This window comes from Candidatus Marivariicella framensis (genome assembly GCF_982709265.1).
Window position 1 is genome coordinate 41,543 of the sequence record NZ_CEXPNT010000012.1, and the last position, 22,474, is coordinate 64,016.

Annotated in this window: 24 protein-coding genes; 14 read left to right on the forward strand and 10 right to left on the reverse strand. The window is 30.9% G+C overall.

Annotated features, from left to right (window positions below; translation table 11 throughout):
• Window positions 1-221: 221 nt before the first annotated feature.
• Complete coding sequence (locus AC34EU_RS05735) at window positions 222-398, reverse strand: hypothetical protein (protein WP_487534227.1); 177 nt, start codon at window positions 396-398, stop codon at window positions 222-224.
• A gap of 289 nt (window positions 399-687) precedes the next feature.
• On the opposite strand from AC34EU_RS05735, the gene AC34EU_RS05740 reads away from it, so the two are divergent.
• Both AC34EU_RS05740 and AC34EU_RS05745 read left to right on the forward strand, forming a co-directional pair.
• Entirely contained in the window at window positions 688-2,130 is a 1,443-nt protein-coding gene (locus AC34EU_RS05740; protein WP_487534226.1) for a pyridoxal phosphate-dependent decarboxylase family protein, read from the forward strand.
• A 139-nt stretch (window positions 2,131-2,269) separates the two neighbouring features.
• The gene (locus AC34EU_RS05745) at window positions 2,270-3,370 is read left to right on the forward strand and encodes a hypothetical protein (protein WP_487534225.1); all 1,101 of its coding nucleotides are present in this window, start codon (window positions 2,270-2,272) and stop codon (window positions 3,368-3,370) included.
• Between the two features lie 205 nt (window positions 3,371-3,575).
• Here AC34EU_RS05745 and AC34EU_RS05750 read toward each other — a convergent pair whose 3' ends face one another.
• The 3 genes from AC34EU_RS05750 to AC34EU_RS05760 form a co-directional block, all read right to left on the reverse strand.
• Window positions 3,576-3,779: a hypothetical protein gene (locus AC34EU_RS05750; protein WP_487534224.1), complete on the reverse strand. Its 204-nt coding sequence runs from the start codon at window positions 3,777-3,779 to the stop codon at window positions 3,576-3,578.
• 165 nt (window positions 3,780-3,944) lie between these two features.
• Window positions 3,945-4,616 carry a M15 family metallopeptidase gene (locus tag AC34EU_RS05755; protein ID WP_487534223.1) on the reverse strand — a complete coding sequence of 224 codons (672 nt, stop codon included), beginning with the start codon at window positions 4,614-4,616 and terminating at the stop codon, window positions 3,945-3,947.
• Between the two features lie 231 nt (window positions 4,617-4,847).
• A complete protein-coding gene (locus AC34EU_RS05760) occupies window positions 4,848-6,251 on the reverse strand; it encodes a hypothetical protein (RefSeq protein WP_487534222.1) in 1,404 nt (467 codons plus the stop codon).
• Between the two features lie 228 nt (window positions 6,252-6,479).
• Here AC34EU_RS05760 and AC34EU_RS05765 point away from each other — a divergent pair, with 228 nt between their 5' ends.
• The 5 genes from AC34EU_RS05765 (at window position 6,480) to AC34EU_RS05785 (ending at window position 9,592) form a co-directional block, all read left to right on the forward strand.
• Window positions 6,480-6,719 (forward strand): CDGSH iron-sulfur domain-containing protein, encoded by a 240-nt coding sequence (locus AC34EU_RS05765; protein WP_487534221.1) that lies wholly within the window; start codon window positions 6,480-6,482, stop codon window positions 6,717-6,719.
• A gap of 169 nt (window positions 6,720-6,888) precedes the next feature.
• Window positions 6,889-7,170, forward strand: a complete 282-nt coding sequence (locus tag AC34EU_RS05770; RefSeq protein ID WP_487534220.1) for a hypothetical protein — start codon at window positions 6,889-6,891, stop codon at window positions 7,168-7,170.
• 256 nt (window positions 7,171-7,426) lie between these two features.
• Entirely contained in the window at window positions 7,427-8,281 is an 855-nt protein-coding gene (locus AC34EU_RS05775) for a DUF1295 domain-containing protein (RefSeq protein WP_487534219.1), read from the forward strand.
• A gap of 155 nt (window positions 8,282-8,436) precedes the next feature.
• Window positions 8,437-8,634, forward strand: a complete 198-nt coding sequence (locus AC34EU_RS05780; RefSeq protein WP_487534218.1) for a hypothetical protein — start codon at window positions 8,437-8,439, stop codon at window positions 8,632-8,634.
• Between the two features lie 31 nt (window positions 8,635-8,665).
• Complete coding sequence (locus tag AC34EU_RS05785; protein ID WP_487534217.1) at window positions 8,666-9,592, forward strand: MBL fold metallo-hydrolase; 927 nt, start codon at window positions 8,666-8,668, stop codon at window positions 9,590-9,592.
• 55 nt (window positions 9,593-9,647) lie between these two features.
• Here the strand turns inward: AC34EU_RS05785 and AC34EU_RS05790 are convergent, their stop codons facing one another.
• The 3 genes from AC34EU_RS05790 to AC34EU_RS05800 form a co-directional block, all read right to left on the reverse strand.
• Window positions 9,648-10,529: a sterol desaturase family protein gene (locus AC34EU_RS05790; protein ID WP_487534216.1), complete on the reverse strand. Its 882-nt coding sequence runs from the start codon at window positions 10,527-10,529 to the stop codon at window positions 9,648-9,650.
• A 155-nt stretch (window positions 10,530-10,684) separates the two neighbouring features.
• Window positions 10,685-11,263 carry a sterol desaturase family protein gene (locus AC34EU_RS05795; RefSeq protein WP_487534215.1) on the reverse strand — a complete coding sequence of 193 codons (579 nt, stop codon included), beginning with the start codon at window positions 11,261-11,263 and terminating at the stop codon, window positions 10,685-10,687.
• Window positions 11,264-11,497: 234 nt separating this feature from the next.
• The gene (locus tag AC34EU_RS05800; RefSeq protein WP_487534214.1) at window positions 11,498-11,662 is read right to left on the reverse strand and encodes a hypothetical protein; all 165 of its coding nucleotides are present in this window, start codon (window positions 11,660-11,662) and stop codon (window positions 11,498-11,500) included.
• Window positions 11,663-11,697: 35 nt separating this feature from the next.
• On the opposite strand from AC34EU_RS05800, the gene AC34EU_RS05805 reads away from it, so the two are divergent.
• The gene (locus AC34EU_RS05805) at window positions 11,698-12,345 is read left to right on the forward strand and encodes an SUMF1/EgtB/PvdO family nonheme iron enzyme (protein WP_487534213.1); all 648 of its coding nucleotides are present in this window, start codon (window positions 11,698-11,700) and stop codon (window positions 12,343-12,345) included.
• A gap of 37 nt (window positions 12,346-12,382) precedes the next feature.
• Here the strand turns inward: AC34EU_RS05805 and AC34EU_RS05810 are convergent, their stop codons facing one another.
• A complete protein-coding gene (locus AC34EU_RS05810; protein ID WP_487534212.1) occupies window positions 12,383-13,909 on the reverse strand; it encodes an arylsulfatase in 1,527 nt (508 codons plus the stop codon).
• Window positions 13,910-14,303: 394 nt separating this feature from the next.
• Between AC34EU_RS05810 and AC34EU_RS05815 the strand changes: the two genes are divergently transcribed.
• Both AC34EU_RS05815 and AC34EU_RS05820 read left to right on the forward strand, forming a co-directional pair.
• Window positions 14,304-14,894, forward strand: a complete 591-nt coding sequence (locus AC34EU_RS05815; RefSeq protein ID WP_487534211.1) for a DUF2911 domain-containing protein — start codon at window positions 14,304-14,306, stop codon at window positions 14,892-14,894.
• 468 nt (window positions 14,895-15,362) lie between these two features.
• Window positions 15,363-15,959, forward strand: coding sequence for a DNA/RNA non-specific endonuclease (locus AC34EU_RS05820; RefSeq protein ID WP_487534210.1), 597 nt, complete (start codon window positions 15,363-15,365; stop codon window positions 15,957-15,959).
• A gap of 36 nt (window positions 15,960-15,995) precedes the next feature.
• Here AC34EU_RS05820 and AC34EU_RS05825 read toward each other — a convergent pair whose 3' ends face one another.
• Both AC34EU_RS05825 and AC34EU_RS05830 read right to left on the reverse strand, forming a co-directional pair.
• Window positions 15,996-16,385: a DoxX family protein gene (locus AC34EU_RS05825; RefSeq protein ID WP_487534209.1), complete on the reverse strand. Its 390-nt coding sequence runs from the start codon at window positions 16,383-16,385 to the stop codon at window positions 15,996-15,998.
• A 151-nt stretch (window positions 16,386-16,536) separates the two neighbouring features.
• Window positions 16,537-16,788 carry a hypothetical protein gene (locus AC34EU_RS05830; RefSeq protein WP_487534208.1) on the reverse strand — a complete coding sequence of 84 codons (252 nt, stop codon included), beginning with the start codon at window positions 16,786-16,788 and terminating at the stop codon, window positions 16,537-16,539.
• A 692-nt stretch (window positions 16,789-17,480) separates the two neighbouring features.
• Between AC34EU_RS05830 and AC34EU_RS05835 the strand changes: the two genes are divergently transcribed.
• The 4 genes from AC34EU_RS05835 to AC34EU_RS05850 form a co-directional block, all read left to right on the forward strand.
• A complete protein-coding gene (locus AC34EU_RS05835; protein ID WP_487534207.1) occupies window positions 17,481-20,015 on the forward strand; it encodes a T9SS type B sorting domain-containing protein in 2,535 nt (844 codons plus the stop codon).
• Between the two features lie 2 nt (window positions 20,016-20,017).
• Window positions 20,018-21,019: a PorP/SprF family type IX secretion system membrane protein gene (locus AC34EU_RS05840; protein WP_487534206.1), complete on the forward strand. Its 1,002-nt coding sequence runs from the start codon at window positions 20,018-20,020 to the stop codon at window positions 21,017-21,019.
• A 344-nt stretch (window positions 21,020-21,363) separates the two neighbouring features.
• Entirely contained in the window at window positions 21,364-22,143 is a 780-nt protein-coding gene (locus AC34EU_RS05845) for a 3-keto-disaccharide hydrolase (protein WP_487534205.1), read from the forward strand.
• A gap of 5 nt (window positions 22,144-22,148) precedes the next feature.
• A partial coding sequence (locus AC34EU_RS05850; protein ID WP_489696103.1) for an InlB B-repeat-containing protein occupies window positions 22,149-22,474 on the forward strand: 326 nt, incomplete at its 3' end.

The following is a 22,474-nucleotide window of genomic DNA, read 5'->3' on the forward strand; positions in this document are numbered from 1 at the left end:
CAGTTACATCTTCTTCAGTAAGTTCAGGTATTTATAGTTTTATAATTAATTTTAGAGGAGTTTTTTATTTACCAGTCTTTTTTGAAATTTATAAGCAACCACGTTATTATGCCAAAAACTACAACAAGTCCAAAAACTAAATAAGTAGAGAATTTTTCATTCAGTTTTTTCATTTTCTAAAGATAGAAAATAAGCTTAAAGTAGAGTCTTGCTAATTAAGTTTAGGGAGTTTTTTTATGCTTTACCTCTGTGTATATAATTAGAAAAAGTAATGTTATTACTACAACTACAGCAATAGGTCTATACCATGAATTTGAAACACTAACTTCAAGAATTGTTGGTGTAAAAACAACAATCATCATTAAGGGGGAGAAATTTCTTTTGAAAAACCATTTCATTTATCTAAGATAGAAAATCTGAGCTTTCAAGATATTTTAATTCATTACTAAGGTCAGGGAAATAGCCGCTATGTTATGTAAATAATAGCTTTGATAATATTTCAGTATTAAAAAATATAAATAACTTCAGCCGAACCTATCCATGTAAAAATAAACTTCATTATCAATATGAGTTTAAATACAGTAATAGAAAAGTTTTTTAGTAAACATGTACCAATATATTTTCTATGCTATTATTAACAAAAGAAAATATTGACACATTATCTTTACAAAAAAATACATCCAATTGATGAAAAAAATAAATGATGCAAATACACTAACGTTGTCTAAAAGTGAAATGAAAGATTATGGCTATAGGGTTGTAGATGTTATTGTTGAACATTTTGATAATCAAAATTCTAAGAGCCCTGTTGTTAATGCGTCTAGAGAAAAAATGGATGCCCTTTTTTCAGAAAATATACCTGAAAAAGGAACAGAAGCTTCTAAAGTCTTAGAGTTCGTTGTTGATAAAGTACTTTCACAAAGTAATATTCCTTCACATCCAAAATTTTATTCATTTGTGCCTGGTCCTAGTAACTATATCAGCGCTATGGCAGACACATTGGCTACGGGGTTTAATGTTTTTTCTGGTGGATGGGCTGCTTCGCCTGCAGCTGCTGAAATAGAGATCGTAACTATTAATTGGCTTTTGAAGCTATTTAAATTTCCTAATAAAAAAGGAGGAGGTCTTTTTACAAGTGGAGGCTCAATGGCTAACCTTACGGCGCTAGTAACTGCAAGAAGACAAAAGTGTCGAGATGATTTTTCTAATGCCGTTATTTATATGTCTAATCAAACCCATTCCTCAAATATTAAAGCCCTTAAGACAATAGGTTTTAAGAAAGAACAGGTTCGGGTTGTTCCAACAGATTTAGATTTTAAAATATCAATAAATAAACTTAAAAACGCTATTGCAATTGATAAAATTAGAGGGTTTAATCCATTTTGTATTATTGCCAATGCAGGTACGACAAATACGGGTTCTGTAGACCAACTTGATGAAATAGCAGCAATATGTAAAACTCAAGACATATGGTTTCATGTAGATGGAGCATATGGTGGAGCAGGAATTTTATCTAAAAAAGGAGCTAAACTATTAAAAGGAATAGAAAAAGCTGATTCACTAACCATAGATCCACATAAATGGTTTTTTCAGCCTTATGAAATGGGTTGTTTGTTAGTTAGAAACCATAAATGGCTGAGTTCAACTTTTAGCGAAAAACCAGAGTACCTTAGAGATATTGAAGGTAATAAATCTGAAATTAATTTTTATGATCATGGCATACAGTTAACTCGCCGTTTTAGAGCATTAAAACTTTACATGTCTATAAAAACATTTGGATTAAGTGCTTTTAAAAAAGCGATTACATATAATATAGACTTGACAGAAAGTCTAGAAGTCCTATTAAGAAAGAGCCCTAATTGGGAGGTTGTATCTCATGCTACTCTAGCTGTAATTAATTTTAGATATAATCCAATTAGTAAAAAGTACTCTGAAAAAAAGCTAGATCATTTTAATCAGGAAATATCTCATCGTATAATTACCTCTGAAGAAGCACTTCTTGTAACAACCATATTACAAGGAAAAGTTGTGCTAAGAATGTGTTTAATTAACCCAAGAACTACTATCAAAGATGTTAAACAAACTCTAGATAAGTGTTTGTCTTTTGTAGAGGAAATTTTAATAGAATAAAACGGTTAGTGAAAACCCATTCAATGTATTTTAATGTTTTTTTATTTTTTATAATTCTACTTTTAGTTAAAACTGCAAGCGTATCTTCTTCATTTAGTTCAGGTATTTCTAATTTGCTTAAATGTCTTAACTTCATTGAATGAAAAATTTAAAACCAAATAGTCAAGGTGAAATTTATTGGGGACGCTCTAATGAATGGCTTATTGTTCTTATTACTATTTTTTTTTCTGGCTTATTATTTCAATTTCCCAGAATATTCAATTTTGATCCAGAATTTTTTTATCCTCGAAATATAAGTTTTATTATTTTTCCAATGTTAACTATATATGTTTCTTGGCGTAATAATTCATCTTTTAATAATTGGATTTTACCTTTTATTTTATTTATCACCTCAGCTATTTTTATAAACCTGCTTCCTGGAAATGATACAGTTGACGTTTTTGTACTTTCTTGTATTCATCTTCCATTATTTTTATGGTCTACGTATGGTTTTGCTTTTATGGGTAAAAAATGGAAAGATAATAATGCACGTATTAGCTTTCTTCGATATAACGGAGACTTCTTTGTAATGTCTGGATTGATTGGAATATCAGGATTTTTATTTACGGCAGTAACAATAGTGTTATTCGAACTAATAGACTTAAAAATTGAAGAGTTTTTTATAAACAATATTGCCAGCTGGGGAATAGCAGGAGTGCCAATTTTAGCATCTTTTTTGGTACTAAACAACCCTTCTTTAACTGGTAAAATATCTCCAGTAATTGCAAAAATATTTACTCCTTTTGTGTTTTTTACATTGCTTATTTTTTCAATCGCAATTACTGTTTCAAATAAAGACATCTACAATGACAGAGACTTCCTTTTAATATTTAATATAATTTTAATTGCTGTTATGGCTATTATACTTTTCTCTTTGGGAGAGTCTATTAAGTCAAGTAAAAATAATTTTCAAATGATTTTGTTATTTCTTCTTTCTCTTATAAGTATTTTAGATAATTTATTCGCTCTTTCAGCAATAGGGTTTAGACTTTTTGAGTTTGGAGTCACTCCAAACAGAATTTCAGTTTTGGGATCAAACCTGTTAATTTTGACTCACTTAATAATTGTTTCACAACAAATTTTTTTAGTTTTAAAAGGGTCATCAAATATTAAAAGTATTGAAAAAAGAATTGGAGAATATCTTCCTTTATACACAATTTGGACTATGATTGTGGTATTTCTTTTTCCCTTTTTATTTTAATTCTTTGTAAAGATAAATACATAGAAGATTACAAAAGGTTGCTAATAAGAATAAGAAATTTTGGTCTACGGTAGAAGGCCACGAAGATGAAATTTTAATATTTATCAATGGAATCGATCAAACTACTAGAAAATTCTACTTTGCAAAGTAAACCTGTTTTGAAAAGAATCTTATTTTAAAACAATTCCAATCCCTTTAATTTAGGTTAGGGGGTTTTCTTTTTTTTATCTTTTTTTATAAAAAATTCTTCAGCACTTATCCCAATAGCGGTCATTACTCCCCATCTAATAAGTTTACTATTATCCCAAGAAGTAAAATCAAAACTTGTTTCAAAAGGGAATAAATCAATTGCCCTAAATAAGTAAAAAAATAAAATGATTGCAGGAAAAGTTAAAATTCTTCTTTTCATATAATTAAGTTTAAGGTGGGGTTATTGTATCTTTGTTGACTAATTGTGTGGTTCTTTTTTTTCCACATAATTTTTTTATCCCTCTAGTGAATTTAGTAGCTAGGGGGATTTTTATTTTGTGTTATTGAAATAAATATACTTAATCCAATTTGTTAAGTATAATATTTACGGTATAAAGTCAAAGTAAGTATTTGGAAACGGTTCATCTTTTAATGTAAAATGCCACCATTCTTTTTCATAAGGAACAAAGCCTGAATTAATCAAAGTTTTTCGTAAAAGCCTTCTGTTTTGTTTTTGTGTTTCCGATAGATTATAAAAATTATAATTTGAAAGCTCTCCAAAGAAATCCCAATGCCCACCCATATCAACTAGTTTACCTTTGTTTTTACCCTTGAGGTGAATAAGGGTTAAATCAACAGTACTCCCCCTACTATGTCCGCTCTTCGAGGCAATAAATCCTAAATCAAAAAGTGTGTTTTTCTTTAATTCTGGATAGTATTGATTTTTATTAATTGTATCTGATTTAAGTTTTGACCAGCGAATAAAATGGTTTACGGCTTTTTGAGGGCGATAAGAATCATAAATTTTAATTCCTAAACCAAAAGGATTTAATTTTTTTTGAGCCATTTTTAAACCTTTTGCCAATTCATTTGTTCCTACTGCAGTATCTGAAATATAACCGTCGATAGGTTTTCCTATGAAATTATCTGAAGTTCCATATCTCAAATCAATCACAATATCAGGAACAATATCTTTTAATTGAGTAAAACCCTGAGGTAACTTTTGAGAGATGAGATTAAAGTGTATACATAGTAGAATGAATACTAATTTTCGCATTGAAAACAAATGATTAATAAAATCAAAAATAAAACATTTACTTGTCTTTATCCGCTAAATCACCTGAACTTACTAAAGAGGACATCCCTGTAACTTTTCATTTTAATAATCCTGACTAAGTTGTGGAGACCCTTTAATTAAGTTTAGGAGGTTTATTATCTTTTTAACCATTAAATAAATTAAACCACCGGCATATCCCCTTATTAAGTTCATATATGTTTTAATTTCTTACTATTCAAACTCTGGATAACAAGGAAAAAATACTTCAAAAGCTTCTTTTGAAGTATAGAATGATTTAGGGAAGTAATCTCCCATCACTGTAGCTTCAGTTCCAATTTCTTTGATATTTTGAATGGCATATGGGAAATTGGGAGATGCGAGCATATTTCGAATTTGTAATATCCCAATATTTTCATCCTCTAAACCATCACCGTCATCTGCAATGGGAAGCCAACCAAAGCCACATTCAATTCGTGCATTGCGGGGGCGGTCTAATTCCCTACTGACTACAATCATAAATTCACCATTCTTATTTACAGGAACTTGTTCGTCAAACAAACATCCATTTACACGAGTGTTGGCAAACCCTTGTACAGAACAAAGTGACCAATACACCAATTCTTCTTGGGTCATGGTTTTGTTTCCTTTTAATGTTTTCGGAGTCTGTGGAATTTTGCCCCTTAAAACAAATACTTTTCCAAACTTACGATTAATAAAGGTGCGGATATAATTGTTGTCTACGTTAGGATAAAATCCGCCAGTGCTTTTACGCGTTTTATCAGGCATTTCCCCGGTGTACATACCAATGAGGAATTTACGGTCGTATTGTAAATACCAAGTGGGTGGATTGGTTGCTGGATGGCCCATTGGGCGATTTGGAATACTTGTTATTTCATAATATTTTTCTAATGTAATTCCAATTGCATCGGGTTTTATTTGTAAAGGCTGTCGTGTTTTAAGAAAAGAACATGCATCTGCTCCGCGATAGATAGTCCCATTTTTTAAGGTCAATACAGGAGAAGGTAATCCTACACCCCCAGTTTCGTCAGTATTTTCATCCGGTACATAGACGCGGTATAGAACAGATTGCTGTTTTAGGCCATAAGATGGTGCATGTAAAGTGTTGTCAACGCGGGTTCTGTTATTGATTTGATCTTCCAGAATAGGTTTTAACAATTTAATTCCTTCTGCTTGTAAGGATGGTGCGGTTTCATTTTTAAATTGTACTATATATGATCGTTTCGGATTTGTTCTATCTGCTCCCTCCAAAAAGGGATTAGCATGATCTTCATCAGCATTAATTAAATAATCTGCCATTGATTCCTGTGGTATTCCTCTTCCATCATAACTGATAAAAGACATATAGCGTGAATGCGGAAACTCTCCCTCTAATTTTAGTGTAGCACCTTCAGGCATAGTAAACACAGCACTCCAATAGAAAACACCTGCATCGGGATAAGCAATATTCATATAGGGATCTGCACTTACTGGTCCGCGCGACCAAAAGCAAGTTCTTGGTCCAGGAATACCTGAGATGTTCATTTTCGTTTCAACGAGATTTTCTTTCTGAGGAAGTTGACAAGAAGTTAAGGTCACAAATAGACAAAGACCAATGATGAAAAGGAGTTTTTGCATGATTTTAGTAATGTGTGAATATAATAAAAAACCCTAAACTTAATTAGAGTGTTAGTGCTTAAAGATATGGATGTGTATCTAATATTACATCTGAACCAAATAGTTTTGCAACTGATTCAGCACTAACAAACGCTAATAAACTCCTCTGGAGAAAGTATCCAGATTAGGCATATCTTCTTATTTTAAAATTATTGTAAATTGTATGTGTGAAAAAATACCCAAATTAATATGAAATTGCCTAAGATCTTTAGCAAAGCGCCTATAGCAATAGACGCAATAAAAGACAAAAAATATGCTTGGTGCTCTTGTGGGTTGTCAGAAAACCAACCTTTTTGCAACGGGGCGCATAAAAGGTTTAGATTTACTCCCAAAATATTTACTACTAATGAGGATAAAAAAATATATCTATGTAACTGTAAACAAACTTCAAATCCTCCTTATTGTGATGGAACTCATAATAAATTATAACGCATCCTAAAAATGCACTAAACCACCGGCATATCTTCTTCAGTAAGTTCAGGTGTTTTTTAATGCGTCATCTATAGAGCAATAATTAAATTACTTACTATGTATTGCATAGTACCATTTTATGTATTACATTCGTAAAAAATTTAATTTCATTTAAGAAAAACTATTTATGGAAACTCTAAATAAAAATTGGTTCGCAATTACACTTATCGCTGTAATCTTTGGTCTTCTTGGTTTTTTAATAGGTAAACAAGGTAATAAACATTCTTGTTCTATGATGAATGGCTCTCAAAAAATGTTGCATATGGATAGTTCTATGAAAATGGGAAAAAAACATATGATGTTTATTAAGGATGGCAATGAAATGATTGAAGACATTGATATTCAAAAAGAAGTAGGTGAGGATGGTGAAACAAAGATAAAAATTATAGCAAAGACGAAAAAAGAGTAATTATCGATTTTAATTATTAAACCACCGGCATATCTTCTTCACTAAGTTCAGGTGTTACATATCAATACATACTAATTAATATATGTTACAAATATTTTTACCTTTAGAGTATGAAAACACTTCTTTGAATGGACTTTAATAATTAAGTCAAAGTATTTAAGGCATGAATAGACTCCTAAGTAATATATTCCGAAGAAGCCTTGGATATCTTCCTTTTCTATTATGCTTCATTCTTCTAATACACACAGATTCTTTTATGAGCTTTTCTTTGTGGAATGGTTTTATTCAGATACTTCTTTTTTTATTTGTAGTTTGTATTCCTGCTTACTTTACAAAACGCATGTCCTATGTAGACATTGCATGGCCATGGGGGCTTGTTTTGATATCATTTTTAGTGCTAATTAATGGAAAGGGCTATTGGTTAAGAACCTATTGTGTTGCAGGAATGTATTTTTTTTCTGGATTGAGAATGGGTATAGGAGCACTAATATTATTTAAAAAGGGACATTTAAATTCTGAACTTTCGAGGTATCAGTTCCAAAGAAAAAGATGGCAAAAATTAGAATATAAAAATGAAGATATTTCACTTCAGTATGAAATATTAATTCAATGTTTTGCAAACACAACTTTTTTGGCCCTACCCGCAATAATTCAAGTATATAATCCTCAAGAGAATATATCTTTACTTGAAATATCAGGATATATTATGTGGGTTTTGTTTTTCATAATGGAGCATATAGCAGATTTTCAAAAGCAAAAATTTTTAGAAAAATGTTTTTTAGAAAAAAAGAAGAAGCAGGTTTGTAATGTTGGTTTATGGAAGTATTGTAGACATCCTAATTATTTTTCTGAGTGGATGATTTGGAATGCACTAATTCTATCTTCACTTCCTTCTTTGTTTTATCTATTGCCTTATGAGAAATTATTATTATGGATAGGATTATTGATTTCACTAATCTATATCTCTAGGCTTATGTATACTACACTTGTGTATTATACAGGAGCTATACCATCAGAATACTATTCTTTAAAAAAGAGACCCGATTACAAAAAATATCAAGAAACAACTAACATGTTTTTTCCGGGTAAATCCAAAAAGCATAGTATATAAATTATATGATTGATCTGAAGTTAACCCTGTCTGGGGAACTTGTCCAAACTAGGCACTTCTTCTTCAGTAAGTTCAAGTGTTTTTAATTTCTTTACTTTTAAAAATATTAAATTGTTAAAAACAAGTAAATGTTTTATATTATTAATAAATTTATAATGAAAAAATCACTCAACTCTATTGTTTTAGTAGCTTTTTTTAAGAAACATAGTTTTGTAATTACGGCATATTCACTTGCAGCATGTGTTCTTTTAGAGTATTTATCCCAATCAAAATGGTTAATTCTTGCCTTTGCTGTACTAAGCTTTATTGGTGCAATTACTCAAGTCTCTATAGGTCTAAAGAAAAAGAAATAATAATTTTTTTACATTTAAAAAAACTAATACAATGAAAAATCTGCTTCTTATTTTACTGTTTGTTCCTTTAGCTTCTTTTGGGCAAACGAATAAAATTAAAGACTACAAAGTAACTATTCTTTCCACAATGCTTTCTGATACTCATATTGGTGAATGGGGTTTTTCAGCAATTATAGAGGCTGATGGTCAAAGAATTTTATTTGATGCCGGCTCAAGAGAAAATACTGTTTTACAAAACGCTAAGGAGCTAAACATAAATCTAAACAATATAAACGATGTTTTTTTAAGCCATAACCATAAAGACCACACAGGAGGTTTAATTACCTTAAGAGAAAAACATCCTAATTCTTTTTCTAATGCTCACGTAGGAGAGGGAATTTTTTATTCAAGACCTAATTCAAAAGGTTCTGACCATTATATTCTAAATAATAAAAATAAAATTCAAAACCTTGGTATAAATTTTATATCGCACACAAAGCCTTCTCAAATTATTCCTGGGATATGGACAACAGGAAAAGTTCCAAGAAAATATGATGAAAAAAACTGGAGTGAATTGGGTGAAATGATTGATTCTAATGGTGAAAAAACAGAAGATATTATTCCTGAGGATCAATCATTATTTTTTGATACAGAAAATGGAATAGTTCTTATAAGTGGTTGTGGACACGCAGGTCTTGCAAACACTTTAGAGTATGTGAAAACAATAATGCCAGACAGGCCTATTTATAAAATTCTTGGAGGTTTTCATCTACTAAAACTTGATAATGAAAAGCTCAAATGGACTGCAAATAAAATGGAAGAAGCTGGAGTTAAATATTTTATTGGAGCACATTGCACTGGCATAAATTCTACTTACGCAATAAGAAAATTTATGGGATTATCATCTGAAAATGCTTTAGTTGGTTCAGTTGGAACTTATATTAACAAATACGGTGTTGTTTCAGGATATATGGAGTAATTAAACCACAGGCACATCTTTTTCAATAAGCTTGTGCCAAGCAATTAATTATATACTAACTATTGTAATCCTTGTAATCTTTGGAAGGATCATAATCCATCTTTGTTTTTATTGAACTTAGTTCACTTCTAGAATCTTTAGATCGAATTATTGGAAATAATAGTTGAACATACCAAGGTTCTTTCATCTTATTCCAAGCACCAAATTTAGAGGGGTACTTCCTTGTTATTTTAGCAGTTCCAAATAAAACATCCCAAAAAAATAATAAATTTCCATAGTTTCCATTCGGATTAGAAACTCCATCTTCAGAAGTTAATCCATGGTGCGCATAATGTGTGCAAGGGGTTGAAATGGTCCGCTCAATTAACCAAGCAATGGGGTGTAGTGCTTTATGTTTATATAAAAATCTGTCCCATCTAACTTCACTATGCGCAAGTAGAATAACGGTCATCTTAATAGGTAAGTAATATAAATAAACTTCAATCATTCCAAGATAGATTAAAATGGCAGAGAACCAGATTCCAGGCATAAAGGCATAATACAAAACAGCATTTCTATATGTGACTAGAACGCCCATTTCCTCAACTACATGATGTGGTCTATGTAATTTCCACATAAAAGGGTTTTTATGGGAAAGTCTATGCCATAAATATTGAGTAAGGTCATCAAGTATTAGAAATGCTAAAACATGCCATAAAAAAAAACTGTTTATAAAATAATCTTCATATAAAGAGAGCCACATGTCCATCATAAATAAAACAAAAAGAAGAATGGCTGGTTGAATTAAAGTAGGTAAAACAGTCAGGGAGATAAGTTCAATAGTTAGATCGTTCTTTGTTCTTTTATCATTAAAATACAAACCACCAAGAGATTCAATGATTCCTAGAATTAAAAGAATTATAATCGGAATTAACTTACTTATACTTTCGTTGTTCATGATTTATAAAAATAAGTAAATAAAGATTAATAAACCACAGGCATTTCTTCTTCAGTAAGTTCAGATATTTGTGATTCAAGAACAAAATGTGGTGTTAGTTTCTCGTTCGCTTGAGCCCTAAAAAGTAGCATCTTTTATGGGAAAAGTGTTAAGGGCTATTGAATAATTTTACTGTTGGATCGCAGCTGATCAACTTCCTGAAAGCTGCTGTCATAATCAGTTCTTAACGTTCCCATCCAACGGTCCCAAAACAAAAAATAAAGTCCGTAATTTCCTTTAAATTGAGCATGATGAGCATTATGAGCGACTGAGGTGTTGAACCATTTACCAATGCTATTTTTATTGAACCCTTTTGGATAAATTTCATATCCAAGATGTCCGTATACATTATAAACCGTCATGAATATTAAAAACGCAAACAAAGCCGAAACATGATGAGGTATGAGAAAGGTAATTGGAAAGATTATTCCAGCTTCAACAATTCCTTCTAGCGGATGAAAAGCAAAGGCTGCCCAAGGCGATGGATTAGTAGATTGATGATGTACTTTATGAAACAAGCGATAAATTTTTGGGTGATGCATAGAGCGATGTGTCCAATAAAAATAGGTGTCGTGGACTATAATCATGAGTAATACACTAAAAAACCAATAGCCTATTCCATATTCAGTAAACGATTCATAGCGAAGACCCTCTTGGGCTAAAGGCGAACGAATGGCTATCAAACCAATCAGCATAAAAATAAATAGACTCAATATAGAATAGCTAATTTCCCGGTAATAATCTTTGTTATTTGGAAATCGGTTTTGAATTTTTTTAGGCAGCCATTTCTTTTTGAATAAAACATAAAAAACGAGGAAGAAGACTCCGGCAACAATTAAATAACGCATTAAGTTGAAAGTTGAAATCTTCGCAATTAACTCTATTAGTGTTTGATCCATGTGTTTAAGTTTGAATTTTAAATAATCTTCTCAATGGTATTGAAGTGATGATGAATTAAAATTATCAGTCATTAGAGTCTCGTTTTTATTCTTTAGTCGATACGAAAAGATGTTCTCTAAAGGAATTCCCGACGTAAACAACTTTCCTCTTTCTAAAGAAACGACTTTTATAGGGTACATGTATAGATTAGGCATATTTTCTTCAGATATTAAAATTTAGAATCCTTATCATGAAATCAATTGACAAAATTGTAATATATAATTATCAGTCGTTTTGTATTTTTATCAGAACTATGTGTAAAAATTCTTTGTTTATTTTAATTCTTTGTTTTTTAATACTCAATATTCATTGTGAGTCAGAAATCAAATTAAAATCAGTAACTGTTGAAGATTTTTCAATTTTTATTGACTCAACAAACTATATAACTGATGCGGAAAAATTCGGATGGTCTTTTATACAAAAGGATGTGTTTAACTTTGATGTAATTCAGAGTGTTTCATGGAAATCTCCTAACGGAGAGTCAATAAAAAACTTCAACTTACCTGTAACACAAATAAGTTATAACGATGCTTTGGCATATTGTAAATGGGCAGGTGTAAAATTACCCACTTACGATCAATATTGGAAAGCAGTTGCTAATGACAAAAGACCTGTAATTAGTGAATCTAAGTCTATCCAAGAAATTAATAGTGTCAATATAGTTGGAAATGTTTGGGACCTTACCACAACAGAAAACATAAAAGGTGAAATAAGATTAGCTGGTGGTTCTTATTTATGTTCACCTAAAACTTGCCATGGAACTCAGCGGGAAAGAAAATTATTTGTAGATAAAGAAACCGCTAATACTCATATAAGTTTGGCTGTTTATAAACCTTAAGGTCTAAGATTAGTTAAAATAATTATTTTATTGTTTGTTATTGCTCATCTAAAACTGGCATATTAAATTTTTTAATAGTGGCTTTTTTATGTGCTTCTTTCATTGATCTTTCCATTTTTTTAACAATCTCAGGATAATTAGTAGCTACGTTATTGATTTCTTTTGGATCTTTCTTTAAGTTATAAAGTTGAAGTTTTGATGGTCCTTTTAATAGCTCTTTTTTAATTCCCTTCCATTGATTAAATCGAATAGCTTGTTGCCCTCCATAGGAAGGAAATTCCCAATAAAGATAGTCGTGTTTTTTCTGTTTTTCTCCAATCAATGTAGGGTAAAAACTAATACCATCATTATGATAAAATGAAGGTTTGCCAATAATATCAGACACAGTAGCAAAAAAATCATAGAAAGCGCTAGGGTGATCTGATATTGATCCGCTTTTGATTCTTTTTGGCCATGTTGCAATAGTGGGCACTCTAATTCCACCTTCGTTAACACTGCCTTTGACAGTTTTTTTTGAATTTACAAAAACCCCTGTACTGTTAAAAAAATCAATATCAACTTGTTTTAAGTGAGTTGGACCATTGTCGCTTGTAAAAATAATAAGAGTGTTTTCATATTTTCCAATTTTTTTAAGTTTTGCAACAATTTCACCCACCTGCTCATCTAAATAAGAAATCATAGCAGCATAAGTAGCCATCGGAAACTGATTTGGATAATACCCTTTATCACCTATGTAAGGTTTTTCTTTTCCTATTTTTTTTCTATAATAATTTACCCATTTTTCAGGTGCTTGAAGAGGTAGATGAGGAAGGGGACTTGCATAATAAAGAAAAAATTTATTGTCTTTATTTCTATCTATAAACTCTAATGCCTCATTGTGCATTAGAGTTGGCCCATAATCATTTTGATTGTAGACTTCATAGCTTGAAGGACTGTTAGGGTCAAGGCCTGTTTTAAGAGCGCCTTTATCAACGATCTTATTGCTAAGAATGTGCCTTTCTTTATTTTTCCATAAATGACTTGGGTAAAGAGTATGAGCCTGTCTTTGGCAGTTATAGCCATAGAAAAAATCAAAACCTTTATTATTTGGAATACTATTTGTATGAGGAGCACCAAGACCCCATTTACCAACCATTCCAGTTTTATAACCGTTAGATTGGAAATAATTAGCAACGGTTATTGTTGAGTCAGGCAAAGGACGCTGTCCTTCAAGTTTAGGGTCTTTAAACATAGCTTTAAAGCTCCAAACATCACCTCGTTCTTTCCATTCATCATTTCCTCTAACTGAATTATTACCTGTATGAAGTCCTGTCAACAAAACAGCCCGTGAGGGAGCGCAAACTGGTGATCCAGAATAATGATCTGTCAAAATCATTCCCTGTTTTGCTAATTTATCTATGTGGGGAGTCTCAATTACCTTTTGACCAAATACTCCTAATTCACCATATCCTAAATCATCGGCCAAAATATAAACAAAATTCGGGGACTCAATTTTTTGTTCTTTTTGAGAGCATGAAACCCAAACAAAAAAGAAGATAATAATAAGAGTTGATTTTACTTTCATATCATTTTCAGTTATTTTATCAAAGATAAAAAATCAATTTACCTATTAATCATGTCTAATAAAAGGTAAGATTGGAAAAATAATAAATTCATAAACCCCGAGTTTCACTATTATTATGCAAAGGATTAATTGAAAAATACCTAAACTTACTGAAGAAGATATTCCTGTAGTTTGTTTTAGCGGGTTTTATAGGCATCTCTTCTCGGTAAAAGGTTATTGACTTAAGTTGCTTCAATACTTAAGAGTAAAATTTTAAGTATCTACTATTCTTTGTCTGTTATTTACTATGAATAAAAAAGAGGTAATAGAGGATGATTTTTATACTTTTATCCTTGATGTCTAAATTATGGAATATTAGACTTCAAATATTTCAAATAAAAAAATTAATGAAATCATGAAAAATATAATAATGGTAGTTGTATTGACACTATTAGTTTTGAGTTGTAAAAATGAAACAAAAAAAGCTAATGTAAATAATCATGAAAATCATGTTGCAAGCTCTGAAAATGATGAAGTACCAAAAAATATAGTGCTAAGCCCTCATAAATTTACAATGGAAATGATTGGTAACGCTCATATTCATATTGATTACTCTTCACCAGGAGTTAGAGGACGAGTTATTTTCGGTGGATTAGTTAGCTATGAGAATGTTTGGCAAACAGGAGCTCACAATGCCACTTGGATTGAAACTAATAAAGATTTAGTTATAAATGGAAAACTACTATCAAAAGGAAAATATGGGTTTTTTACAATTCCATCAAAGGATGATTGGACTATAATAATTAATAAAAATTGGAATCAACATGGAATAGATGATTATGATGAGAATGACGATGTAATACGATTTAATGTGACACCAAGTATTTCTGATGAAATTATAGAGCATTTAGATTACACGATAACTAAGGTCAGTGAGAAAGAAGGTAGTATATCTCTTGCCTGGGAAAAGGTAACAATTAGTTTTCCTTTCAATATAAATCAATAAACAATAGGCTGGAACACTTCTAGTATTAATTTATTTTTACTTCCTTTTGGTCTTGGCATAATGTGTTATATTGGTTTGATGAAAAAAATCTATTACAATATTGCGGTTGGTTTAACTATTATAAATCTTGTTGAAGTAGCTATCAGAAAATTTACTGGCTTTGGTTCTATACTTCCTACTCCTATTAAAGTTGTTTTTATAGCTGTCGCACTGTTATGCTTTGGAATACACTTCTATAAAAATAAAAAGTAATATTCTGTTTCTAAAGTAAGACCCAATAAATAAGTTTTAAAAGAAAGAAAAAGCCAACACAATGAAAAATTACTCTGATTTTGTATATAAGACACTTATCAAATTTTATAAGTGTGAATTAAAAACTTGGAGAAATATTTTTAGGTATAGACCCTAAGCCGCCGACATATTATCTTCAGTAAGTTCGGATGTTTTTATTTCTTACTTTTAAGAATAATGAAAAAGGCACTCCTTTTTTTACTAGTTTTTCCATTAATTTCTTTTAGTCAAGAGAAAAATGATAACTATATTATTGAGGGTAGTATTTTCAAGGTTTCATATAATGAACAATATGAACAGCCTAATTGGATAGAATATAAAGTAAGAAATATCAAAAAAAACTATGACAGGAAAGGACGTAATTTTTATAATGTAGATAGTGTATTTACATCAAATAATGCTGATTATAAAAACAACATCTGGGATAAAGGACACATAGCTCCTGCAGCATCTTTTTCTGATACTGAAGCCAATTTAAATGCTACATTTTCTTTCTTAAACTGCACTTTACAGCATAATAACCTTAATAGATATGAATGGGCTCAATTAGAGAGTAAAGTAAGAGACTGGGCATCTTTGTATCAATCAGATATTGGTGTTAGAGTAGATGTTATTTTTGAAAACAATCATCAGATACTTTCCACAGGAGCTCATATACCAACCGCCTTTAAAAAGAGCATAACGTTTCCTAATGGAAGTACTAAATGCTTTTACTTTCTCAATCAACCAACAAATGGAATGGATTGGACTGAATTTGAAGTACAATGCAACTAAACATAATCTTCAGTAAGTTCAAGTGTTTTTAATCCTCTAATTAAGTTTAGGGGAGTTTTTAGTATTGTTTTTAACTTTCAAAGCAATAAATATGAGTAAAAATTGAATTGATAATCTTATTAACGCAGCCTTATGGCTTCCTATGGCGGGTGTGTCAGAAAACACATCCCAAATATGAATGGGTAAAAACAGTAGCATTAAAATTAAAATTCCCCAAGCTCCTATATTTGCATATTTTTTAAAAAATAATGCAATACCAAATAAAATTTCTAACAGACCAGAAACATATATAATAACTGAAGTAAAGGGTAAAAAGGAAGGCACAAAAGCAATATAATTATCAGGTTCTATAAAATGTTGAACACCTCCAAATATTAATAATATTGCTAAAGTAATTTTTAAGATTAACTCTATTTTTTCTTTCATAATCCAATTATATTGATAAATGTAAAATGGGGTCTTGATATGACTTTTTTAAAATGAAAAAAGGACAATTAAAGCCTGAGAAAATAGACAGATCCTGGTTTAATCTTGTTTAAAATCGACTAATCTCTGTTCCATCTAAGGAGGAAATGCCTTATTCAATTGTACAAGTAGCTCCCATTAAATTCAATAAATCTTTATAAACTGTAACTGACGCTAAACTTATAACTTCACCTGTATCAGGATTAGTTGCCCCAACACAGAAACCGCTCAATTCAGAAGTTGTAATATCTGTTTCTCCAAAGGTGGAACAAACCAAACATTGACTTGCTGCAGCTGGATCGTCGTCTTTACTGCAAGAAATTAAAGATGCAATTAACAAGGTAGTCAGTAGTACTTTTTTCATTATAAATTTATTTATTATTAAAATAAAACATTTACTTCTATTTAATATTCTTAGAAATAAATAATACTTAAGATATAAAATTTATATGATATAGAATAACGGTAAACAGGCAAATCCAATAATAAAATATTATTGCCTGTAAGAAAAGATTCTTACATTTGAATTGATATTAGGCTGCACTTTGGAAAGAAGATTATCTCTTTCCAATTCTATATCAATCAAAAGGCTAATAGAGTTATCTGCTCTGTTAGCTTTTTTCTTATTTTAAGCCAAGTCTTCTTTACTTTTTACTGACGTTTAATAATTTCATAGCCTTTTTTAGCTTGTTAATTGCCTATTCTCTTAAAGATTTCTATCCCTCCTGAATGACGAAAAGAATAGATCGTTACAACTTGTGTCAATACCTAGTTTAAGTTTCTATCGCTGCTATTTATCTTGCTTCGCAAGAGTTGTTTAATAAACTAGTATTTATTTCCTACTTTTAGCTAACAACCATCACAATGAAAAAGTTACTTCTTCTTTTACTGTTTGTTCCGTTAGTTTCTTGTTCTACAGGTGACGGAAATAGTAATTCAAATGAGTGTAAGGAAAACGGAAATTTGTATTGATTATCGAGGTAAACCAACCTAACTTCGAGGTTTAGTTCAGGGTCAATACTTTTAACAATGAATAGATTTTAATCCTTTACCTGTATGAAATTCAAACTGAAATGGTTTTGGATAGTATTTTTTATTTTCAAAATTATTTTTGGCCAAGAAACTCCTCCCCCTTCTTTAAGTGCTCAGGGAGAACAAATATACTGTCCTCAATCTGAAGAGTTTATAGTCACAAGCTTTAATCTTGAAAATTTAGATATAAGTATTGTTAATTCAGTGTATATTCAAATATCATTAGGATATGTTTTTTCAGAAGATATACTTAAATTAAATGGCTCCCATCCTAACGTACAGAGTCAGTGGAGTTCAACCGAAGCAAAACTAACTTTAACTTCTATTTCTCTAGGTGAGAATTCAAGATTTGATCTTATAGACGCTGTTAAAGAAGTAGTTTTTTACTCAAGTAATCAAGACATATCAATTGATAAGACATTCTCCATTACACTTGGGGCGGCAAATTATCTTCCATCAACAAGTCATTACTATGAGTTTTTTCCAAGTATAAACGTTACTTGGGATGATGCAAAGGAACTTGCTGAAAACAAAAATTATTATGGTATTCAAGGTTATTTAGTCACTATTCTTTCTCAGGAAGAAGCCGATATTTCAGGAAGTCTAACAAGTGGAGTAGGTTGGATTGGTGGATCAGACTCAGAAAATGAAGGCACTTGGAAATGGGTTACTGGGCCAGAAGCTGGAACTATATTTTGGACTGGAACAAGTACTGGAACAACTGAAAATTATGCTAATTGGAATAATAACGAGCCTAACAATTGCTGTAATGGAGAAGATTATGCTCACATCACTGACCCTTCTATTGGTTTTTCGGGGTCTTGGAATGACCTTCCTAATACTACAGCAACTTCTGGCCCATATCAATCACAAGGCTATATGGTTGAGTATGGGGGCTCTCCTGGCGACCCTGATCTCCAAATTTCTGCAAGCACAAAATTAATAATACCTAAGTTAATTAGCTACACTCCTGGTGAAGCTTGCATTGGCGAATCTATCACATTAACAGCAAGCGCAAATCATTCTGATATTAACTGGTATAATAGTAATGAGGGAGGAACAGTTCTCCACTCAGGGACTTCATTTACTGTCCAAATATCAGACACAACGACCTATTGGATTGATATAATTCCTGGTGAGTGCATAAATGAGACTAGAACACCTGTTATTGCAACAGTTCATCAATACCCTGAAATTATTGAAAGAAATCTAATTATTGAACAGTGTGATAATGACTTAATTAATGATGGAAAAACACTCTTTAATTTAAAAGCATTTGAACCATTAATTTCCCTAAATCATCAAGAAGAAACATTTGAATTTTATAACGAACCTGATTATAATATTGATTCATTAATTTCAACCCCTCTTGAATACATAAATTCTAATTTTGAGGATCAATTATATCTAAAAATTATAAATCCTTTTGGATGTTTTGAAACTGCTACACTTACTTTAAAAGTTGCTGCTAGTTTAATTGAATCTGACTTTCTTCTTGAATTTGAAAAATGCGAATCTGAATTTAAGCTTCTTGAAGCAGGTATTGAAATTTGGGACTCCACAACCTTAGAGACCATTCGGCAAACTCTTATTGATTCTGATCCTAAATTCTCAGCACAAAATATAGCAATAACATTTTATTTTAATGAAAATGATTCCTATCTAAGACAAAATCAAATTGAAGAAACAAATGCCGAGTTTATAATGTATGACCCCTATATTCAAAATATTTGGGCTAGAGTCGATAATATTGATTTAAATATAATTTCTTGTCTTGGAATTAAACAGGTTGCAAATCTTCGAGTAAAAAAACTTCCTGAATTTGAATGGATAAATCAAATTGATATTGTTTGTCTCAACTTAGATCCTGTTTTATTGGAAGTTCAAGCTTTAGATGATCGAGAATATAATTATACTTGGACGAAAGACGGATTAAATCTAGACTCAGGAGGAGAAGGAAGAATATATATAAACGAAGGTGGGTTATTCGAGGTTACCGCAGCCACTAAAAGTGGAACTTCTTGTTCTAAAACCATAACAATAGCACTAATATCATCTGAAATTGCAAGTATCACCCAAGCAGATCTGGACATAATTGATCAGGCTGGAGATACAGGCTCTGTAGAGATTAAAAAAGAAACTATAGGTATTGGAGATTATGAATTTGCAATAGATGATGTTTTTGGGATTTATCAAGATTCATCATACTTTGATAATCTACTTCCAGGTATTCATAAAGTCTATGTTAAGGATAAAAATAATTGTGGGGTAGCAGAAATTGAAGTCTCTATTTTAGGTCACATGAAGTTTTTTAGTCCAAATGGAGATGGAGTAAATGATTATTGGAATGTATTAGGTGTAAGTAAAAACTTTCAACCAAAAACTAGAGTTTATATCTATGATCGAAGAGGTAAATTATTAATTGATTTAAATCCCTTAACCAATGGCTGGGATGGAACATATAATGGTTTGAAACTGCCTCAAGACGACTATTGGTTTCATGTTTATTTTGAAAATGGAAAAGCGTATTCTGGACACTTTAGTTTATTAAGACCATAATTATGATAAAATATTTAAAATGTATTTTATTTATGGTGACTATTATAAATAGTTTCAATATTAAATCCCAGGGTTTTATTCCAATGTTTAACGAATATCTTTCAGAAAATTTATATGTAACCCACCCGGCAATGGTTGGTGTTAATCTTTCAGGGGCTAGAATTCAATTTGGAGTTAGAAAACAATGGTTTAATCTTGAAGAAGCGCCAGGTACAAATTTACTAACATTCGAATATAAAGCCAAAGCAAATTCAATCTTAGGTCTTCAAGTAATTAATGATCATAATGGATATCATTCCAAAAAGTCAATTTATTTAACCTATGGTTATCGTATTTATTTGAATGATAAAATCTGGAATACAAAGCGATCTTTTCCAACTAAAAATGACAACATCAAAGAACTATCATTTGGCTTAAGTTTGGGGTCCGTTAGATATAGCCTAGATCAAACTGATTTTGATTCAAGAATTGCTGATCCTTTATTAATGAGTAATTCAAGTCAACAAAGCTATCTTACATTTGACGTAGGGGCAGCATATGTCTCTACTCATTTGTCTTCTCAGTTTTCTATAAAAAATATAACCCTAAATCCCTCAAAATTAAACAATGAGGGGTCTAATGCTTTTAACTCTACAAGTTTCAAACATTATTTATTTTCTATTCAATACGAAATATATTCAAATAATGGTTGGAATTTAGAGCCCTCATTTTTAATACAATATTTAGAAAAAACAAAAGAAAGGAGCTCTGATTATAACTTAAAACTTTATCGAATTATTCCAGCTGGTAGAGTTTGGATAGGCATTTCGTATAGAAGAAACTCAGTAGGAATATCATATGATGACAATGGAGCCATTGTTAATCAATATTATAAGCACTTAACTCCTATTTTAGGATTGAACTACAAAGAATATATGTTTTCTTATCACTATACTTCTAATCTTGGTAAACTTAATATTGGAGCATCTGGACTTCATTATTTTACAATAGGAATATCCCTTTAAAGATGATTTTAATTAACTTCGACTCATCCCTCTGATTAAATATATCATACGGCACATCAAATCAATTTACATTATACACACAAAGTAGATTGCCAATTACAAATAACTATTATCTATTATAATCGCAAGTATATAAAAATGTGATTTAGTATAAACCATAAAAAGTTTTGTGTGTTACAAACCCATATAGGGAAAGAACCTGATGAGAAGCTTTCCTATAAAACGGAAGGCTTTTTTATTTAGAACTAGTATAAATAAGTAAAAAAATCTTAAATAGTTGTTTATCAGAGGTTATAAATAATTTTTTTTGTTAATTAGTTCTCCTTTAAATAAATATAAAATCTATGAAAAGGCTTCTTTTTATCTTATTAATATTTTGCTGCTGTAGTCCACAGGAAAATAACTGGGATAATTTAATTGTAAACAATTCATTGGAAGGATGGCATATCTTTCAAGATAATGGTTCAAAAAAAGGGTGGAGTGTCAAAAACAACACCTTAATCTTTGATACCCTTTCAGGATTAGAGTCTGGAAATGATGATGCGAGTATCTTATCGGACAAGATGTACTCTAGTTTTGAAATTATATTTGATTGGAAAATTGAAAAGGGAGGAAATAGTGGTTTTATGTGGGGTGTTAGAGAAGACAATTCTTATAAGTTCCCTTATCAAACAGGTCTAGAAATTCAAATTATTGATATTGCTGCCTATGACTCTCCCAGGGAAATATTAGGAGGCGAAATTGAATTAAATAACATACTAACAGATTTAAATGAAAAAAAGCACTACCTAGGTGCAGTTTATGATTTATATCCTCCTAAAATTACTACCCCACCAAATCCTGCAGGCGAGTGGAATACATATCATATTTTGATAGATCAAAAAAACAATTATGGGTTTGTAAAATTAAATGATTTAATTATAAATAAATTTCAATTAAGAGGAGAACAGTGGGACAGTCTTTACAGTAAAAGTAAATTTAGCAAGTCATATGATTACCCTTATTTGGGGGAGAAGCGATGGTATGATTTTGGTAAATTCTCTAAAGGTTATATTTGTTTTCAAGATCACCCCGGAAAATCTTATTTTAAGAATATTAAAATTCGTGAAATTGTCAGTAATTAAAAACAATGAAAAAACTTCTACTTCTTGCTTTACTTTTAATTTTTTCTTGTTCTAAGGATGCAGGAGTAGCTGAACCTGCACCTCCAGTTGTAGTTATCCCACCAACACCTCAATTTGATTTAGTGGTTAGTGCTACCGAAGGAGGAAGTGTTAATCCCTCTGGTGGAACTTATGATGAAGACTCATCAGTTACTATAACTGCTACTCCGATTGAAGGATACGAATTTACAGGCTGGACAGGCAGTAATGAAACTTCTAATGTGATTAGTATTACGTTAAGTGCGGATATTACACTTACAGCTAATTTTCAGCTGGCAGAAACTCAGTTTAC

Bases quoted from the DNA above. Each gene is read 5' to 3' on its own strand.
- AC34EU_RS05735 (WP_487534227.1), bottom strand. From the start codon at position 398: ATGAAATGGTTTTTCAAAAGAAATTTCTCCCCCTTAATGATGATTGTT.
- AC34EU_RS05740 (WP_487534226.1), top strand. From the start codon at position 688: ATGAAAAAAATAAATGATGCAAATACACTAACGTTGTCTAAAAGTGAA.
- AC34EU_RS05745 (WP_487534225.1), top strand. From the start codon at position 2,270: ATGAAAAATTTAAAACCAAATAGTCAAGGTGAAATTTATTGGGGACGC.
- AC34EU_RS05750 (WP_487534224.1), bottom strand. From the start codon at position 3,779: ATGAAAAGAAGAATTTTAACTTTTCCTGCAATCATTTTATTTTTTTAC.
- AC34EU_RS05755 (WP_487534223.1), bottom strand. From the start codon at position 4,616: ATGCGAAAATTAGTATTCATTCTACTATGTATACACTTTAATCTCATC.
- AC34EU_RS05760 (WP_487534222.1), bottom strand. From the start codon at position 6,251: ATGCAAAAACTCCTTTTCATCATTGGTCTTTGTCTATTTGTGACCTTA.
- AC34EU_RS05765 (WP_487534221.1), top strand. From the start codon at position 6,480: ATGAAATTGCCTAAGATCTTTAGCAAAGCGCCTATAGCAATAGACGCA.
- AC34EU_RS05770 (WP_487534220.1), top strand. From the start codon at position 6,889: ATGGAAACTCTAAATAAAAATTGGTTCGCAATTACACTTATCGCTGTA.
- AC34EU_RS05775 (WP_487534219.1), top strand. From the start codon at position 7,427: ATGAGCTTTTCTTTGTGGAATGGTTTTATTCAGATACTTCTTTTTTTA.
- AC34EU_RS05780 (WP_487534218.1), top strand. From the start codon at position 8,437: ATGAAAAAATCACTCAACTCTATTGTTTTAGTAGCTTTTTTTAAGAAA.
- AC34EU_RS05785 (WP_487534217.1), top strand. From the start codon at position 8,666: ATGAAAAATCTGCTTCTTATTTTACTGTTTGTTCCTTTAGCTTCTTTT.
- AC34EU_RS05790 (WP_487534216.1), bottom strand. From the start codon at position 10,529: ATGAACAACGAAAGTATAAGTAAGTTAATTCCGATTATAATTCTTTTA.
- AC34EU_RS05795 (WP_487534215.1), bottom strand. From the start codon at position 11,263: ATGCTGATTGGTTTGATAGCCATTCGTTCGCCTTTAGCCCAAGAGGGT.
- AC34EU_RS05800 (WP_487534214.1), bottom strand. From the start codon at position 11,662: ATGCCTAATCTATACATGTACCCTATAAAAGTCGTTTCTTTAGAAAGA.
- AC34EU_RS05805 (WP_487534213.1), top strand. From the start codon at position 11,698: ATGAAATCAATTGACAAAATTGTAATATATAATTATCAGTCGTTTTGT.
- AC34EU_RS05810 (WP_487534212.1), bottom strand. From the start codon at position 13,909: ATGAAAGTAAAATCAACTCTTATTATTATCTTCTTTTTTGTTTGGGTT.
- AC34EU_RS05815 (WP_487534211.1), top strand. From the start codon at position 14,304: ATGAAAAATATAATAATGGTAGTTGTATTGACACTATTAGTTTTGAGT.
- AC34EU_RS05820 (WP_487534210.1), top strand. From the start codon at position 15,363: ATGAAAAAGGCACTCCTTTTTTTACTAGTTTTTCCATTAATTTCTTTT.
- AC34EU_RS05825 (WP_487534209.1), bottom strand. From the start codon at position 16,385: ATGAAAGAAAAAATAGAGTTAATCTTAAAAATTACTTTAGCAATATTA.
- AC34EU_RS05830 (WP_487534208.1), bottom strand. From the start codon at position 16,788: ATGAAAAAAGTACTACTGACTACCTTGTTAATTGCATCTTTAATTTCT.
- AC34EU_RS05835 (WP_487534207.1), top strand. From the start codon at position 17,481: ATGAAATTCAAACTGAAATGGTTTTGGATAGTATTTTTTATTTTCAAA.
- AC34EU_RS05840 (WP_487534206.1), top strand. From the start codon at position 20,018: ATGATAAAATATTTAAAATGTATTTTATTTATGGTGACTATTATAAAT.
- AC34EU_RS05845 (WP_487534205.1), top strand. From the start codon at position 21,364: ATGAAAAGGCTTCTTTTTATCTTATTAATATTTTGCTGCTGTAGTCCA.